This window comes from Nocardioides sp. YIM 152588 (genome assembly GCF_040191335.1).
Lineage (GTDB): Bacteria > Actinomycetota > Actinomycetes > Propionibacteriales > Nocardioidaceae > Nocardioides.
The window spans coordinates 41641-54691 of record NZ_JBEGDJ010000019.1; the positions used below are offsets into that span (position 1 = coordinate 41641).

Here is a 13051-nt window from a genome sequence, read left to right on the forward strand (position 1 = left end):
GCTGATGCCCGTGCGGAGAGCCAAGATCGTGTGCACCCTCGGACCGGCCACCAACACGGAGCGCCGGATCCGCGAGCTCGTCTATGCGGGGATGGACATCGCCCGCCTCAACATGAGCCACGGCTCCCATGAGAACCATGCCGAGGCCTACCGGCTGGTCCGCGAGGCGTCGGACGCCAGCGGCCACAGCGTCGGCATCTTCGCGGACCTGCAGGGCCCCAAGATCCGGCTGGAGACGTTCGCCGACGGCCCGGCGCTGCTGCGCCGCAGCCAGCAGTGGACGATCACCACCCGCGACGTCGAGGGCGACGACAAGATCTGCGGCACCACCTACAAGGGCCTGCCCGGCGACGTGAAGCCCGGCGACCCGATCCTGATCGACGACGGCAAGATCCGCCTGCGTGTGGTCGAGGTCTCCGACACCAACGTGGTCACCGAGGTGCTGGTCGGCGGACGGGTCAGCAACCACAAGGGGATCAACCTCCCCGGGGTGCCGGTCTCGGTCCCCGCGCTCTCGGAGAAGGACACGCAGGACCTGCGCTTCGCGCTGCGCCTCGGCGTCGACTTCGTCGCGCTCAGCTTCGTGCGCAACGCCGCGGACGCCGACGACGTCCGCGAGATCATGCGCGAGGAGGGGGTGATGCTGCCGGTGATCGCGAAGATCGAGAAGCCGCAGGCCATCCACAACCTCGACGAGATCATCGACGCCTTCGACGGCTTCATGGTCGCCCGCGGCGACCTCGGCGTGGAGTGCCCGCTGGAGGAGGTCCCCTTCCTGCAGAAGCAGGTGATCGAGAAGGCGCGGCTCTACGCGAAGCCGGTGATCGTGGCGACCCAGATGCTGGAGTCGATGGTCTCCAACCCCGCGCCGACCCGCGCGGAGGCCTCCGACGTGGCCAACGCGGTGCTCGACGGCGCCGACGCGGTGATGCTGTCGGGGGAGACGAGCGTCGGCGACCACCCGATCCACGTGGTCGAGACGATGGCCCGGATCGTCTCGGCCACCGAGGCGCATGCCTTCGAGGAGAACCGGCTGGACCGGTTCGGCCGCATCGACTGGGACCCGCACACCCGCTCGGGCGTGATCACCAAGGCCGCCGAGGAGGTGGCGCACCGCGTCGACGCCAAGTACGTCGTCGCGTTCACCACCAGCGGTGACGCGGCCCGCCGGCTCTCGCGGCTGCGCAGCCGGATCCCGGTGCTGGCGTTCACGCCGCACGCGCGGGTGCGCTCGCAGCTGGCGCTGAGCTGGGGGGTGGAGACCTTCCGCACCGGCGAGGTCGAGCACACCGACGAGATGGTGCGCCAGGTCGACGAGCAGCTGCTGCGGATCGGCCGGGTCTCGGAGGGCGACCTGGTCGTCATCGTCGCCGGCAGCCCGCCGGGCATCCCCGGCTCCACCAACGCGCTGCGGATCCACCGGATGGGCGACGCGATCAACGAGGTCTCGCCGGCCTACCGCCGCGGCTGACGGGGCCGCCGACGGCCGCCGGCCGTCCGTGGGGGAGCGGTCCCGCCGCTGGGTGCCCCGGGTGAGATTCGAACTCACACTGGATGGTGTTTGAGACCACTGCCTCTGCCGTTGGGCTACCGGGGCGTTGCGCCTGCGCGCGAGGGGAACGTTAGCCGACGGCGCCGTGCGGTCCCCGATCGGGCCACGCGGGGTGACCGGGGGCACGGCTGGGCGCCGGGGACTCGCCTGCGACGCGTGCCCCGCGCCGGTTAGCCTGTCCCCGTGAGCGAAGCAGCCCCGACCTCCCCGTCCGACACCCCGGCCCGCACCGTCGTGATCGCCGAGGACGAGACCCTGATCCGGATGGACCTCGCCGAGATGCTGGGTGAGGAGGGGTACGACGTCGTCGGCCAGGCCGCGGACGGCGCGCGGGCCATCGAGCTGGCCGAGGAGCTGCGCCCGGACCTGGTCATCCTCGACGTGAAGATGCCCGTCCTCGACGGCATCGCCGCAGCCGAGGCGATCGCCGGCAAGCGGATCGCGCCGGTGGTCATGCTGACCGCCTTCTCCCAGCGCGAGCTGGTCGAGCGGGCCCGGGAGGCCGGCGCGATGTCGTACCTGGTCAAGCCGTTCACGCAGTCGGACCTGGTGCCCGCGATCGAGATGGCGGTCAGCCGGTTCGCCGAGATCGCCCAGCTGGAGCGCGAGGTCACCGACCTCAAGGAGCGCCTGGAGACCCGCAAGTCGGTCGACCGGGCGAAGGGCATCCTTCAGGAGAAGCTGTCGCTGACCGAGCCCGAGGCCTTCCGGTGGATCCAGAAGACCGCCATGGACCTGCGCATGTCGATGCGCGAGGTCGCCGACGGCGTGGTCACCCACGGCGTCCCCGGCGCCTGAGGACGCATCGCCCGGGTGTGCGGGGCACGTCACCGCTGTGACGACTTGCACTCGGCGGGCCCGATATGTAACAGATCGGTCAGGATTCGGCCCGTTCGGCCGATTGCTGCATACAGCCGGGCCGATGCCGGTGTAGTTTCCCGCGCCAGGAAACCTCCTTCCGGGGCAATGAGTGTTGCCCTCGGACCGAGCTAGGAAGCGGGATCGTCTTGAGGCGAAACAAGGTAATCGGACTGGGCGCGGCGGCACTTGCCCTCAGCCTGTCCATGACGGCGTGCGGTACCACGGAGGACAGCGACGGCGGCAGCAGCAGCGACGCCGCCTGCGACCTCAAGCTCGCCTTCTTCGGCCCGGAGACGGGCCCCGCGGCGGGTCTCGGCAAGCCGATCATCCAGGGCGCGCAGCTCGCCGTGGACCAGTACAACGAGGACGCCGACTGCGAGGTCGAGCTCACCATCAGCGACTCGCAGGGCTCGCCCGACGAGGCCCCGTCCCTGGCGACCGAGCTCGCCGGCGACGAGTCGGTCATCGGTGTCGTCGGCCCCGCGTTCTCCGGTGAGTCCGCGGCTGCCGGCCCGATCTTCGCCGAGGCGGGTCTGCCGACCATCAGCCCGTCGGCCACCAACCCGGCGCTGTCCACCAACGGCTGGGACACCTTCCACCGTGCGCTGGGCAACGACGCGACCCAGGGCCCGGCGGCCGCGAAGTACATCATGGACACCGTCCAGGCCAAGTCGACCTTCGTGATCGACGACGCCTCGGAGTACGGCGCCGGCCTGGCCGAGATCGTCTCCGACACCCTCGGTGACGCCGTCGCCGGCACCGACACCATCCAGGCCGGTCAGACCGACTTCTCGGCGACCGTGACCAAGGTCAAGTCCGCCAAGCCGGACGCGGTCTTCTTCGGTGGCTACTACGCCGAGGCGACCATCCTGGTCGGCCAGCTCCGCAACGGCGGCTACGACGGCGTCTTCGTCGTCGCCGACGGCGTGAAGGACCCGGCCTACCTGGACGCCGGCAAGGCCGCCGAGGGCACCATCATCACTTGCCCCTGCATCCCGGACACCGACCCGGCCGTGGCCGAGTTCGCGTCGGCGTACGAGGACGCGTTCGGTGAGGCTGCCGGTACCTACGCCGCCGAGGCGTACGACGCCGCGAGCATCTTCCTCGACGGCATCGGCGAGGGCATCGACAACCGCGAGGACATGCTGGCGTTCATCAACGACTACGACGAGCCCGGCATCACCAAGGAGCTCGTCTTCGACGAGACCGGTGAGCCCTCCGACGTGCACGTCTACGCCTACACGGTGGAGGACGGCGCGATCGTCGCCGACAGCGAGATCAAGTGATCCGCTGATCGGTCCAGCATGACCGGAGGCGCGGCCGGGGGCGATGTCCCCGGCCGCGTCTCCTGTCCGGAACCAAGGGCCAGGAGGCCTGGGTGAACTTCGACTTCTTCTTCAACAATCTTCCCGAGCTGACCATCACCGGGCTCGCGTTCGGTGCGATCTACGCGCTGATCGCCCTCGGCTACACGATGGTCTACGGCGTGCTGCAGCTCATCAACTTCGCGCACTCCGAGGTGTTCATGTACGGCACCTTCGCGACGTTCTGGGTGATCACGGCGTTCAACGCGGCCGACGCCAGCGGCGTCGGCCTGATCGCGATCCTGATCGCCGCGCTGGTGGCGTCCATGGCGATGTCGGCGACGATCGCGCTGATCCTGGAGCGCGTCGCCTACCGGCCGCTCATCAAGCGGAACGCGCCCCGTCTGGTGGCGCTGATCTCCGCGATCGGCGCCTCCTTCGTGCTCGCCGAGCTGATGGGCCTGCGCGACCGCGTCGCCGAGTTCTTCGGCGCCGGCGACGCTCTCGACAAGTACGTGTCGGCCGCGCGCATCAACAACAGCATCGCGGGCGCGATCGACAAGCCGCGCTTCGACCTGCTGGGGATCTCGATCTCCAGCATCGACATCATCGTGATCGTCTCCGCGGTCGCGATGATGGTGGCGCTCGACCAGTTCGTCCGCCGGTCCAAGCTCGGCCGGGGCATCCGCGCCACGGCGCAGGACCCCGAGACCGCGTCGCTGATGGGCGTCAACCCGACCCGGACCGTGCAGATGACCTTCCTCATCGGTGGTCTGATGGCAGGTGTGGCGGCGTTCCTCTACATGCTCAAGATCGACGTGACCCGGTACGACATCGGCTTCCTGCTGGGCGTCAAGGCGTTCACCGCCGCCGTGCTCGGCGGCATCGGCAACCTGCGCGGCGCGCTGCTGGGCGGCCTGGTGCTCGGCGTCGCCGAGAACTGGGGCTCGGCGCTGTTCGGCACCGAGTGGCGCGACGTGGTCGCGTTCGTGCTGCTGGTCCTGATCCTCCTCTTCCGGCCCACCGGTCTGCTGGGAGAGTCTCTCGGAAAGGCACGCGCATGAAGGCGAACTGGAGCGCACTGCCCACGCCGGTCAAGGTCGTCGTCTGGGTCCTGCTGGCCCTGCTGGCCTACGCCCTGCCGCTGCTGGAGCCGCCGCTGCTCTCGACCCCCGGGGTCGACTTCGGTGGCGTGCTGTTCACGGTCTCGATCTACGGCCTGGTCGCTCTCGGCCTGAACATCGTGGTCGGCTACGCCGGCCTGCTCGACCTCGGCTACGTGGGCTTCTACGCGATCGGCGCCTACACGGTGGCGATCCTGACGTCCTTCCACGCCAGCTGGCCGCTGCTGCTCGCGATCCCCGCGGGTGTCGTCGTGGCGATGATCTCGGGTGTGATCCTCGGGTGGCCGACGCTGCGCGTGCGCGGCGACTACCTGGCGATCGTGACCCTCGGCTTCGGTGAGATCATCCGCCTGGTCGCGGTCAACACCGAGTGGCTCGGCGCGTCGAAGGGCATCCCCGGCGTCGCCAAGCCGCCGAGCATCGGTGGCGAATCCGGCCTGTTCGAGATCCCGCACCTGTTCTGGGGCGACGGCACGGTCCTGCTCGACACGAAGGACACCACGACCTTCCTCAAGTTCGGCGTGCTGGACCAGATCCCCTACTACTGGATGGCGCTGACCGCGGTCATCCTGGTGCTCATCGCCGACATCCTGATCAAGAACAGCCGGGTCGGCCGGGCCTGGGAGGCGACCCGCGAGGACGAGGACGCGGCGGAGCTGATGGGCGTGCCGACGTTCAAGTTCAAGCTGCTCGCGTTCGCCACCGGTGCGTTCGTCGGCGGCCTGGCCGGCGGCCTCTACGCGAGCCGCCAGGGGTTCATCAACCCGCTCTCGTTCCTGCTGCTCTACTCGATCCTGTTCCTGGCGGCGGTCGTCGTCGGCGGCCAGGGCAACCGGTGGGGCGTGCTGGTCGGTGCGGTCCTGGTGGCCTACCTGCCGCAGCGGTTCCGGGAGTTCGACGACTTCCGGGTGCTGGCGTTCGGTCTGGCGCTGGTGGCCCTCGCCGCGCTGCGCCCGGAGGGCCTGCTGCCCCCCAAGCGCACGGTGCGGGCCAAGCACATGGAGCACGAGCTGGAGGACCTCGAGGAAGGTCATGATGGTTCCGGGGGAGAGGAGAACGCCCGTGTCTGAGGAGACCCCTGACTACGACATGTACGGCACCAACCCGGTGAGCTCCGCCAACCCGGCCACCGCGGACGACCCCGAGGTGCTGGACGTGCGGAACCTCACCCTGAAGTTCGGCGGCCTCACGGCCCTCGACGACGTGTCGTTCCAGATCCACAAGGGCGAGATCCTCGGCCTCATCGGCCCGAACGGCGCCGGCAAGACGACCTGCTTCAACGCGATCACGGGCGTCTACCGGCCCACCAGCGGGGACATCGTCTTCGAGGGTGAGTCCGTCGTCGGGCTGAAGAAGCACAAGGTCACCCAGAAGGGGATCGCGCGCACCTTCCAGAACATCCGGCTGTTCCCGGCGATGACGGCGCTGGAGAACGTGCTGGTCGGCACCGACGCCCAGCACAAGACCGGCATCCTGAGCGCGCTGTTCCGGCTCCCGCGCCACCGCCACGAGGAGGAGCGGGGCCACCGCCGGGCCATGGAGCTGCTGCGCTTCATGGGCATCGCCGGCAAGGCCGACGAGCTGGCCTCCAACCTCTCCTACGGTGACCAGCGGCGACTCGAGATCGCCCGCGCCATGGCGACCGAGCCGAAGCTGATCTGCCTGGACGAGCCGGCCGCCGGCTTCAACCCGGCGGAGAAGGTGCAGCTCATGGAGCTGATCCGCAAGGTCCGCGACCAGGGCTACACCGTGCTGCTCATCGAGCACGACATGAAGCTGGTCATGGGCGTCACCGACCGGATCGTGGTGCTCGAGTTCGGACGCAAGATCGCGGAGGGACGCCCCGACGAGATCCGTGACAACCCGGCGGTCATCGCCGCCTACCTGGGAGTGGACGAAGAAGATGCTTCTTGAGGTCGAGGGCCTCTGTGTCAACTACGGACACATCGAGGCGATCCGTGACATCACCTTCGGCGTGCCGGAGGGGACGGTCACCACGCTGATCGGCGCGAACGGCGCGGGCAAGACGACGACGCTGAAGACGATCTCCGGGCTGCGGAAGGTGCGGGCCGGCACGGTCAAGTTCGAGGGCAAGGACATCACGCACATCCCGCCCTACGACCGCGTCAAGCTCGGCATCGGTCAGTCGCCGGAGGGTCGGCGGTGCTTCGTCGGCATGACGGTCCGCGAGAACCTGGACATGGGCGCCTACCACCGGAGCGACCGCAAGTCGGCCGCCTACCGGGAGGACATGGACCGGGTGCTGTCGCTCTTCCCGCGGTTGGAGGAGCGGATCGACCAGATCGCGGGCACGATGTCCGGCGGCGAGCAGCAGATGCTCGCCATCGGCCGGGCGCTGATGGCGCGGCCGCGCCTGCTCCTGCTGGACGAGCCGTCGATGGGCCTGGCCCCCAAGCTCATCCAGCAGATCTTCAACATCGTCACGGAGATCAACGAGCAGGGCACCACCGTGCTCCTCGTGGAGCAGAACGCCGCCCAGGCGCTCAAGCGCTCCCACGAGGCGCACATCCTGGAGACGGGCGAGATCATCCGCTCCGGCTCCGGTGCGGCCCTGGCCGGCGACGACGCCGTGAAGGCCGCCTACCTCGGTGGCGACCTGTAGGACGTCGCCGCCGCTGAGCAGGTGCTCTGAGCACCAGCAGGGCCCCGGACGGAGAACCTTCCGTCCGGGGCCCTGTTGCTTCCCCGAGCCGGCACGAACTGACGCGCGAGTCGGCACAAACTGACGGGCGAGCCGGCACAAACCAACAGCCCGGCGGCCACGATCGTGGCCGCCGGGCTGTCAGTCTGTGCCGGCTCGCGGAGTGGTCAGAGCACCTTGGAGAGGAACGCCTGCGTGCGCTCGTGCTGGGGGTCGCTGAGGACCTCCTCGGGCACGCCCTCCTCGACGACGACGCCGCCGTCCATGAAGACCAGCTTGTCGCCGACCTCGCGGGCGAAGCCCATCTCGTGGGTGACGACCATCATCGTCATGCCCTCGCTGGCGAGGTCCTTCATGACGCCGAGCACGTCGCCGACGAGCTCGGGGTCCAGCGCGCTGGTCGGCTCGTCGAACAGCATCATGTCCGGCTCCATCGACAGCGCCCGTGCGATCGCGACGCGCTGCTGCTGGCCACCCGAGAGGTGCGCCGGGAAGGCGTCCTCCTTGTGGTCCAGCCCCACCTTGGCGAGGTTGCGGCGGGCGATCTCGACCGCCTCCGCCTTGCCGCGGCCGTGGACCGAGCGCTGGGCCAGCGTCAGGTTCTTCATCACCGACAGGTGCGGGAAGAGGTTGAACTGCTGGAACACCATGCCGATCCGGGAGCGGACCTCGTCGAGGTCGACCTCGGGGTCGCAGATGTCGATCCCCTCGATCAGGATCTCGCCCGACGTCGGCTCCTCGAGGCGGTTGACGCAGCGCAGCAGGGTCGACTTGCCCGACCCCGAGGGGCCGATCACGCAGACCACCTGGCCGGGGTCGACGTGGAAGTCGATGCCCGTGAGCACCTCGTTCTCGCCGAAGGACTTGTGCAGGCCGCGGACGTCGATCGCGGGGACGGACCCCGCCTCGGGTGCCTGCCTGGCGGGCATCGCGGTCATCGGGTCGCCTTCCTCTGCCGGCGCTCCTGCCACGCCACGAGCTGGGTCAACGGGATGGTGATCACCAGGTAGATCAGCGCGGCCTGGACCAGGGCGGTCGCCGTGCCGGCCGACGGCCCGGACGCCAGGAAGTCCCGCGCCACGGTGGTGAGCTCCCGCTCGTCGAACGAGGCCCCGATCACCGAGAGCAGCGCCGTGTCCTTGATCAGCAGCACGAACTCGTTGGTGAGCGGCGGGATCACGATCCGGAACGCCTGCGGGAGGATCACCTTGAACATCGTCGCGGTGGGCTTCATCCCGAGCGACCGGGCCGCCTCCATCTGGCCCTTCGGCACGGCCTGGATGCCGGCGCGCAGGGTCTCGGCCATGTAGGCGCTGCCGACCATGATCAGCGCGATCAGGCCGGCGCCGACGAGCCCGCCCGGCGGCTGCCAGTTGAACGCGATCGGCACGCCCAGGCCCATGAAGATGATGACGATCAGGGCCGGGAGTCCTCGGAAGAACTCCACGTACCCGGTCGCCAGCCACCGCATGGTCGCGATCGGGGACAACCGCATCAGCGCCAGGACCAGCGCGAACGCCAGACCACCGGCGAACGCGATGGCCGTGTACTGGACGGTGTTGACGGCACCGATGGTGATCAGGTCACCCCAGTTGCCACCGTCCAGCGCGACGCCGCCGGAGTTCCAGAAGTTCTCGTGGATGTTCTCCCAGTTGGCCGCCAGCGCGATCAGCGCGATCACGGCGACGACGGCAGCGTTGAGTCCCCAGCGCCAGGCCCGAGCCCGGGTGGTCCGCTTCATGGCGTCAGTTCACCGCGAAGTACGTGTTGTAGATCTCGTCGTAGGTGCCGTCGCCGCGCATGTCGTCGAGCGCGCCGTCGACGTCGTCGACGAGGCCGGTGTTGCCCTTCTTCATGGCCAGGCCGTACTGCTCGTCGGTCGCGTAGGTCTCGACGACCTCGTAGTCACCGTTCTTGGTGTGGTCGAGGTTGACCGGGAGGTCCTGGAGCAGCGCCTCGACCTGGCCGGCCTTGATCGCCTGGAACATCTCGGCGTCGCTGGGGAAGGAGACGATGTCGGCGCCGGAGGCGTTCTCCTCGGCGTACGCCTTGCCGGTGGTGCCCTGCTGGACGCCGAGCTTGACGCCGTCGAGGTCGCCGATCGCGGCGATGTCGCTGCCGGAGGGGACGAGCAGGGACTGCTCGGAGTCGTAGTAGCCCTCGGAGAAGTCGATGTTCTCCTTGCGGTCGTCGGTGATGGTCATCGCCGAGGCGGCCATGTCGCACTGGCCGGCGTTGAGGGCGGTGCCGCTCTGGAGGGCGTCGAAGGAGGAGTCCTGCACGACGAGCTCGAGCTCGAGGCGCGAGGCGATCTCGGTGACGATGTCGATGTCGAACCCGGTGAACCCGGTCGGGGTCGACTCGTCGAAGTCCTCGAACGGCGGGTAGGGCACGTCGGAGCAGACGGTCAGCGTGCCGTCCTTGATGAGCTCGGCGCCGGACTCGGTGGTGCCACCGTCATCGGAGCCGCACGCGCCCAGGGCGAGAGCGGCGAGGGTGGTCAGGGTCAGAGCGGCGATACGCGGCTTGTGCATGGCACGGCAGACTAGGGCGGCGCGGCGCCGGGCGGGAGCGGAGGCCGATGACCGGTGCACGATCGTGACCTAATCGTCACCGCCGGTCCCTCAGACAGGGGACGGGGATGCGCCGCGGCCCGGCCGACCGGGTTGGTCGACCGGGCCGCGAGGATCACCCGGGTGGCGCGGGGGCTCAGCGCCTCATGTTCTTGAACAGCCACGGGATCGTCTGCATCCCGAACAGGTCCGTGGCCCACCCGTAGGGGTTGGTGAGCAGCCGGACCACCGAGCAGTCGGTCGGGTCGTAGGTGACGTCGACCCCCTGGGCGGCGTACCACCGCACCAGGTCGCGGGAGTCCTCCGCGGGGATGAGCTGCATCGGGGAGTTGTCCTCCTCGCAGGACGCGACCAGGACCTTCGACGAGGGCGTCCCGGTCTCCGGCTGGCCGAGCAGGCTGTCGTGGAACGCCTCCTGGAACTCGGGCCGGTCGGCAGGGCTGATCCGGTCCTTGAACAGCGACTTCAACGGCACGAACGGCAGCAGGAAGTAGGCCGGGGACTGGCAGACGTTCCGGTAGACCTTCGCCAGCGTGCGGCCGACCAGGTTGAAGCGCTGGTCGATCTCCCACTCCGGGTACCACTCGGCCAGGCCGAGCAGGGTCGCGAACGCGAAGCCGGAGCCGAGCGTGCCGTCGGCGTACTCGAAGAAGGTCTTCATGTCGACGACCATGCCCTCGAGCACGGTCGCCCGGATGTCGAGCTCGGGGGTGTACTTCGGGCCGAGCTCGGCGGCGAACCCGGCGCCCACGGCGCCGCCCGCGACCGCGAACAGGCCGATCCGCGGGTTCTTCCTGAGGCGCAGGTCGTCGGTCCTGTCCTGCTTCGACAGGGCCAGCGCGGCGCGCAGGCCGTCCAGCATCGCCGAGCCGGCGAACTTGCCCGCGAAGACCCCGTGGGTCTCCTCCGAGCCGTTGTTGCCGACGTCGCTGATCATCACCGCGGCGCCGCGGTCGAAGAACATCGACAGCGGCCCCAGGGCCGACCAGGTGGCGGCGTCCATCGGCTTCGAGCCGGTCAGCGTCCCGCTGGGGTGGCAGTTCGGGCCGAGGGAGTCGTTGGCCATCTGGTAGCCGATCAGCTTGCGGCGGCGGTCCTTGCGGCCGTCGTCGGGGACCATCAGGATCCCCGTGCTGATCACGTTCGGGCGCACGCCGTCGGCGCCCTCGCGCTCGCCCTGGGTGGTGTACATGACCTTCCAGGCCCGGATGTTGCCCGGCTGGACGCCGAGGAACATCACGTCGACCTTCTTGGACTTGAGCAGCGTGCCGTGCTCGGCGCTCACGTCGACGCCGGTCTCGTCGTAGAACGGGTCGCTGTTCGTGAGCGCCTCGAAGTTGGCGCTGGGGCTGCCGAGCGTGCCCGAGAGCAGCGAGCCGACGGCGAACGCGTTGACGACGTCGTCGACCCCCGGGGTGACCGAGACCGTGTCGTCGTCCGCGGCGGTCGCCGGGGCGATCGCCGTGGAGCCGAGCAGGCCGGCGATCGCGATGGCCGCGGTCGCCGCGAGCGTGGTGCGGAGCTTCCCCATCAGTCGACCACCTTCACGTCGAGGGTCCGGATCATCGAGAGCAGGATCTTGGGCAGGTTGAGGAGCGGGCGGCCCGACTCGAGCTGGTAGTCGTAGGGCCGGACGAGGATCTCCTCGAGCGCCTCCCAGTCGTTGATCACCATGTCGGCGTACTTGGGCAGGAGCTGTGCCTCGATCCACGACCAGCGCTCGTCGAACACCGACCAGTTCCAGTCCGGCAGCGGCAGGGTGACCACGACGGTCCTGCCGTCGGCGCGCTTCTTCTCCACGACCACCGGGTTCGCCTCGCGCGGCGGCAGGACGCCGGCGATCGACGGGTGCGCGATGATCGTCATCAGGTAGGTCAGCCCCTCGCCGATGTCGCCCTTGTAGGCGCGGGCCCCGTCCCACTGGGTGTTGATCACGTCGTACTGCTCGCGGCGCAGGAGCTCCTTGTTCGCCGCGGCGATCGGACCGGCCTCCGCGGCGGAGATCCCGTCCCAGCCCGTCGCGATGACCCGCCAGGTGTCCAGCATGTCGTGGACCCCGTTGCCGTCCTCGTCCTCGTCGGTGCCCGTGCCGGCGAAGGTGTCGACGTCGTCGTAGAGGCCGGCGTCGATCATCTCCTCCACCGACGTCAGCGTGCCGCCGTCCGCGACGTACGCCGTGTGCAGCGGCATCAGGTCGCCGAAGATGTTCTTCTGCATGATCAGGACCTGGGAGAGGAACCACCGGAAGTCGGCCGGCCTGATCGTCTTGAATCCGTTGACGACGGCGGGAAGACCCTCGGGCAGCTGGTCGACGGCGTCCTGGCCGGCGGCCGCGGCCACCTTCTTGACCAGGCGGTTGACCAGCGTCGAGAGGCGGGACCAGTCGAGCAGGTTGGTGGCGAGCTCGAAGTCCTCCAGGCCGCCGCCGAAGTCCGCGCCGACCTGGCCGGCCATGCCGGCCCACTGCAGCTCGCGGTGCTCGAGCTGGAAGTCCTCGTAGTACCGGTAGGACTTGACCAGGTTGCTGCGGTTGGCCCGGACGGTGGTGTGCGGGTTCCACCTGGCCAGCTTGATGCCGGCGGCCTCGGTGGAGCGGGCCAGCCAGTACTGGTAGAGCAGCGCCGCGTAGCGGGTCGGGGCGATGCCCGCGGCGCGGACCTCGTCGAGCAGGGGGCCGAGCGTCGCCGAGTCGGTGGGCAGGGCCGGGTTGACCCCGCCGGTCCCGACCGAGGCGTCGCGGTTCGTCAGCGGGAGGTCCAGCGCGGCATCGGCGGCGCTGGACAGGCCCGAGGAGCTGACCGGCTCCGGCGTGGGCGTCGGGGTCGGGGTCGTCGGGGCGGACGGGAACCACGGGACGGACGGGAAGGTCCAGTCGATCGGGCCCGGCCAGGCGGTGGCTGGGGCGGGTACCAGGACGCTGAGCATCCCGGTCGTCAGGGCGGCGGCGAGGCCGACGGCCATCCGGTGTCGCATCT

Annotated in this window: 12 protein-coding genes and 1 tRNA gene; 7 read left to right on the top strand and 6 right to left on the bottom strand. The window is 69.5% G+C overall.

Annotated elements, in window-relative coordinates; all coding sequences use genetic code 11:
• The first annotated feature begins 10 nt into the window (after positions 1–10).
• Positions 11–1471 carry a pyruvate kinase gene (gene pyk / locus ABLM29_RS11380; RefSeq protein ID WP_349714224.1) on the top strand — a complete coding sequence of 487 codons (1461 nt, stop codon included), beginning with the start codon at positions 11–13 and terminating at the stop codon, positions 1469–1471.
• 53 nt (positions 1472–1524) lie between these two features.
• Here the strand turns inward: pyk and ABLM29_RS11385 are convergent.
• A tRNA-Leu gene (locus ABLM29_RS11385) sits at positions 1525–1597 on the bottom strand.
• A 138-nt stretch (positions 1598–1735) separates the two neighbouring features.
• Between ABLM29_RS11385 and ABLM29_RS11390 the strand changes: the two genes are divergently transcribed.
• The 6 genes from ABLM29_RS11390 (at position 1736) to ABLM29_RS11415 (ending at position 7464) form a co-directional block, all read left to right on the top strand.
• A complete protein-coding gene (locus tag ABLM29_RS11390) occupies positions 1736–2350 on the top strand; it encodes an ANTAR domain-containing response regulator (protein ID WP_349714225.1) in 615 nt (204 codons plus the stop codon).
• A 266-nt stretch (positions 2351–2616) separates the two neighbouring features.
• On the top strand, positions 2617–3699 hold the full coding sequence (locus tag ABLM29_RS11395; RefSeq protein ID WP_349714226.1) for a branched-chain amino acid ABC transporter substrate-binding protein: 1083 nt from the start codon (positions 2617–2619) through the stop codon (positions 3697–3699).
• A gap of 92 nt (positions 3700–3791) precedes the next feature.
• A complete protein-coding gene (locus tag ABLM29_RS11400; RefSeq protein ID WP_349714227.1) occupies positions 3792–4781 on the top strand; it encodes a branched-chain amino acid ABC transporter permease in 990 nt (329 codons plus the stop codon).
• The gene (locus ABLM29_RS11405) at positions 4778–5911 is read left to right on the top strand and encodes a branched-chain amino acid ABC transporter permease (protein WP_349714228.1); all 1134 of its coding nucleotides are present in this window, start codon (positions 4778–4780) and stop codon (positions 5909–5911) included. Before ABLM29_RS11400 ends, ABLM29_RS11405 begins: the two co-directional genes overlap by 4 nt.
• Complete coding sequence (locus ABLM29_RS11410; RefSeq protein ID WP_502889216.1) at positions 5904–6755, top strand: ABC transporter ATP-binding protein; 852 nt, start codon at positions 5904–5906, stop codon at positions 6753–6755. The genes ABLM29_RS11405 and ABLM29_RS11410 overlap by 8 nt, the downstream gene beginning before the upstream one ends.
• The gene (locus tag ABLM29_RS11415) at positions 6745–7464 is read left to right on the top strand and encodes an ABC transporter ATP-binding protein (RefSeq protein ID WP_349714229.1); all 720 of its coding nucleotides are present in this window, start codon (positions 6745–6747) and stop codon (positions 7462–7464) included. Before ABLM29_RS11410 ends, ABLM29_RS11415 begins: the two co-directional genes overlap by 11 nt.
• A gap of 206 nt (positions 7465–7670) precedes the next feature.
• Here the strand turns inward: ABLM29_RS11415 and ABLM29_RS11420 are convergent, their stop codons facing one another.
• From ABLM29_RS11420 to ABLM29_RS11440, 5 genes are all read right to left on the bottom strand, one after another.
• Positions 7671–8432: an amino acid ABC transporter ATP-binding protein gene (locus ABLM29_RS11420; RefSeq protein ID WP_349714247.1), complete on the bottom strand. Its 762-nt coding sequence runs from the start codon at positions 8430–8432 to the stop codon at positions 7671–7673.
• A gap of 5 nt (positions 8433–8437) precedes the next feature.
• Complete coding sequence (locus ABLM29_RS11425) at positions 8438–9244, bottom strand: amino acid ABC transporter permease (protein WP_349714230.1); 807 nt, start codon at positions 9242–9244, stop codon at positions 8438–8440.
• 4 nt (positions 9245–9248) lie between these two features.
• Positions 9249–10037, bottom strand: coding sequence for an ABC transporter substrate-binding protein (locus tag ABLM29_RS11430; protein ID WP_349714231.1), 789 nt, complete (start codon positions 10035–10037; stop codon positions 9249–9251).
• A gap of 175 nt (positions 10038–10212) precedes the next feature.
• Positions 10213–11607 carry a lipase family protein gene (locus ABLM29_RS11435; RefSeq protein WP_349714232.1) on the bottom strand — a complete coding sequence of 465 codons (1395 nt, stop codon included), beginning with the start codon at positions 11605–11607 and terminating at the stop codon, positions 10213–10215.
• Positions 11607–13049, bottom strand: coding sequence for a hypothetical protein (locus ABLM29_RS11440; protein ID WP_349714233.1), 1443 nt, complete (start codon positions 13047–13049; stop codon positions 11607–11609). The genes ABLM29_RS11435 and ABLM29_RS11440 overlap by 1 nt, the downstream gene beginning before the upstream one ends.
• Positions 13050–13051: the final 2 nt, after the last annotated feature.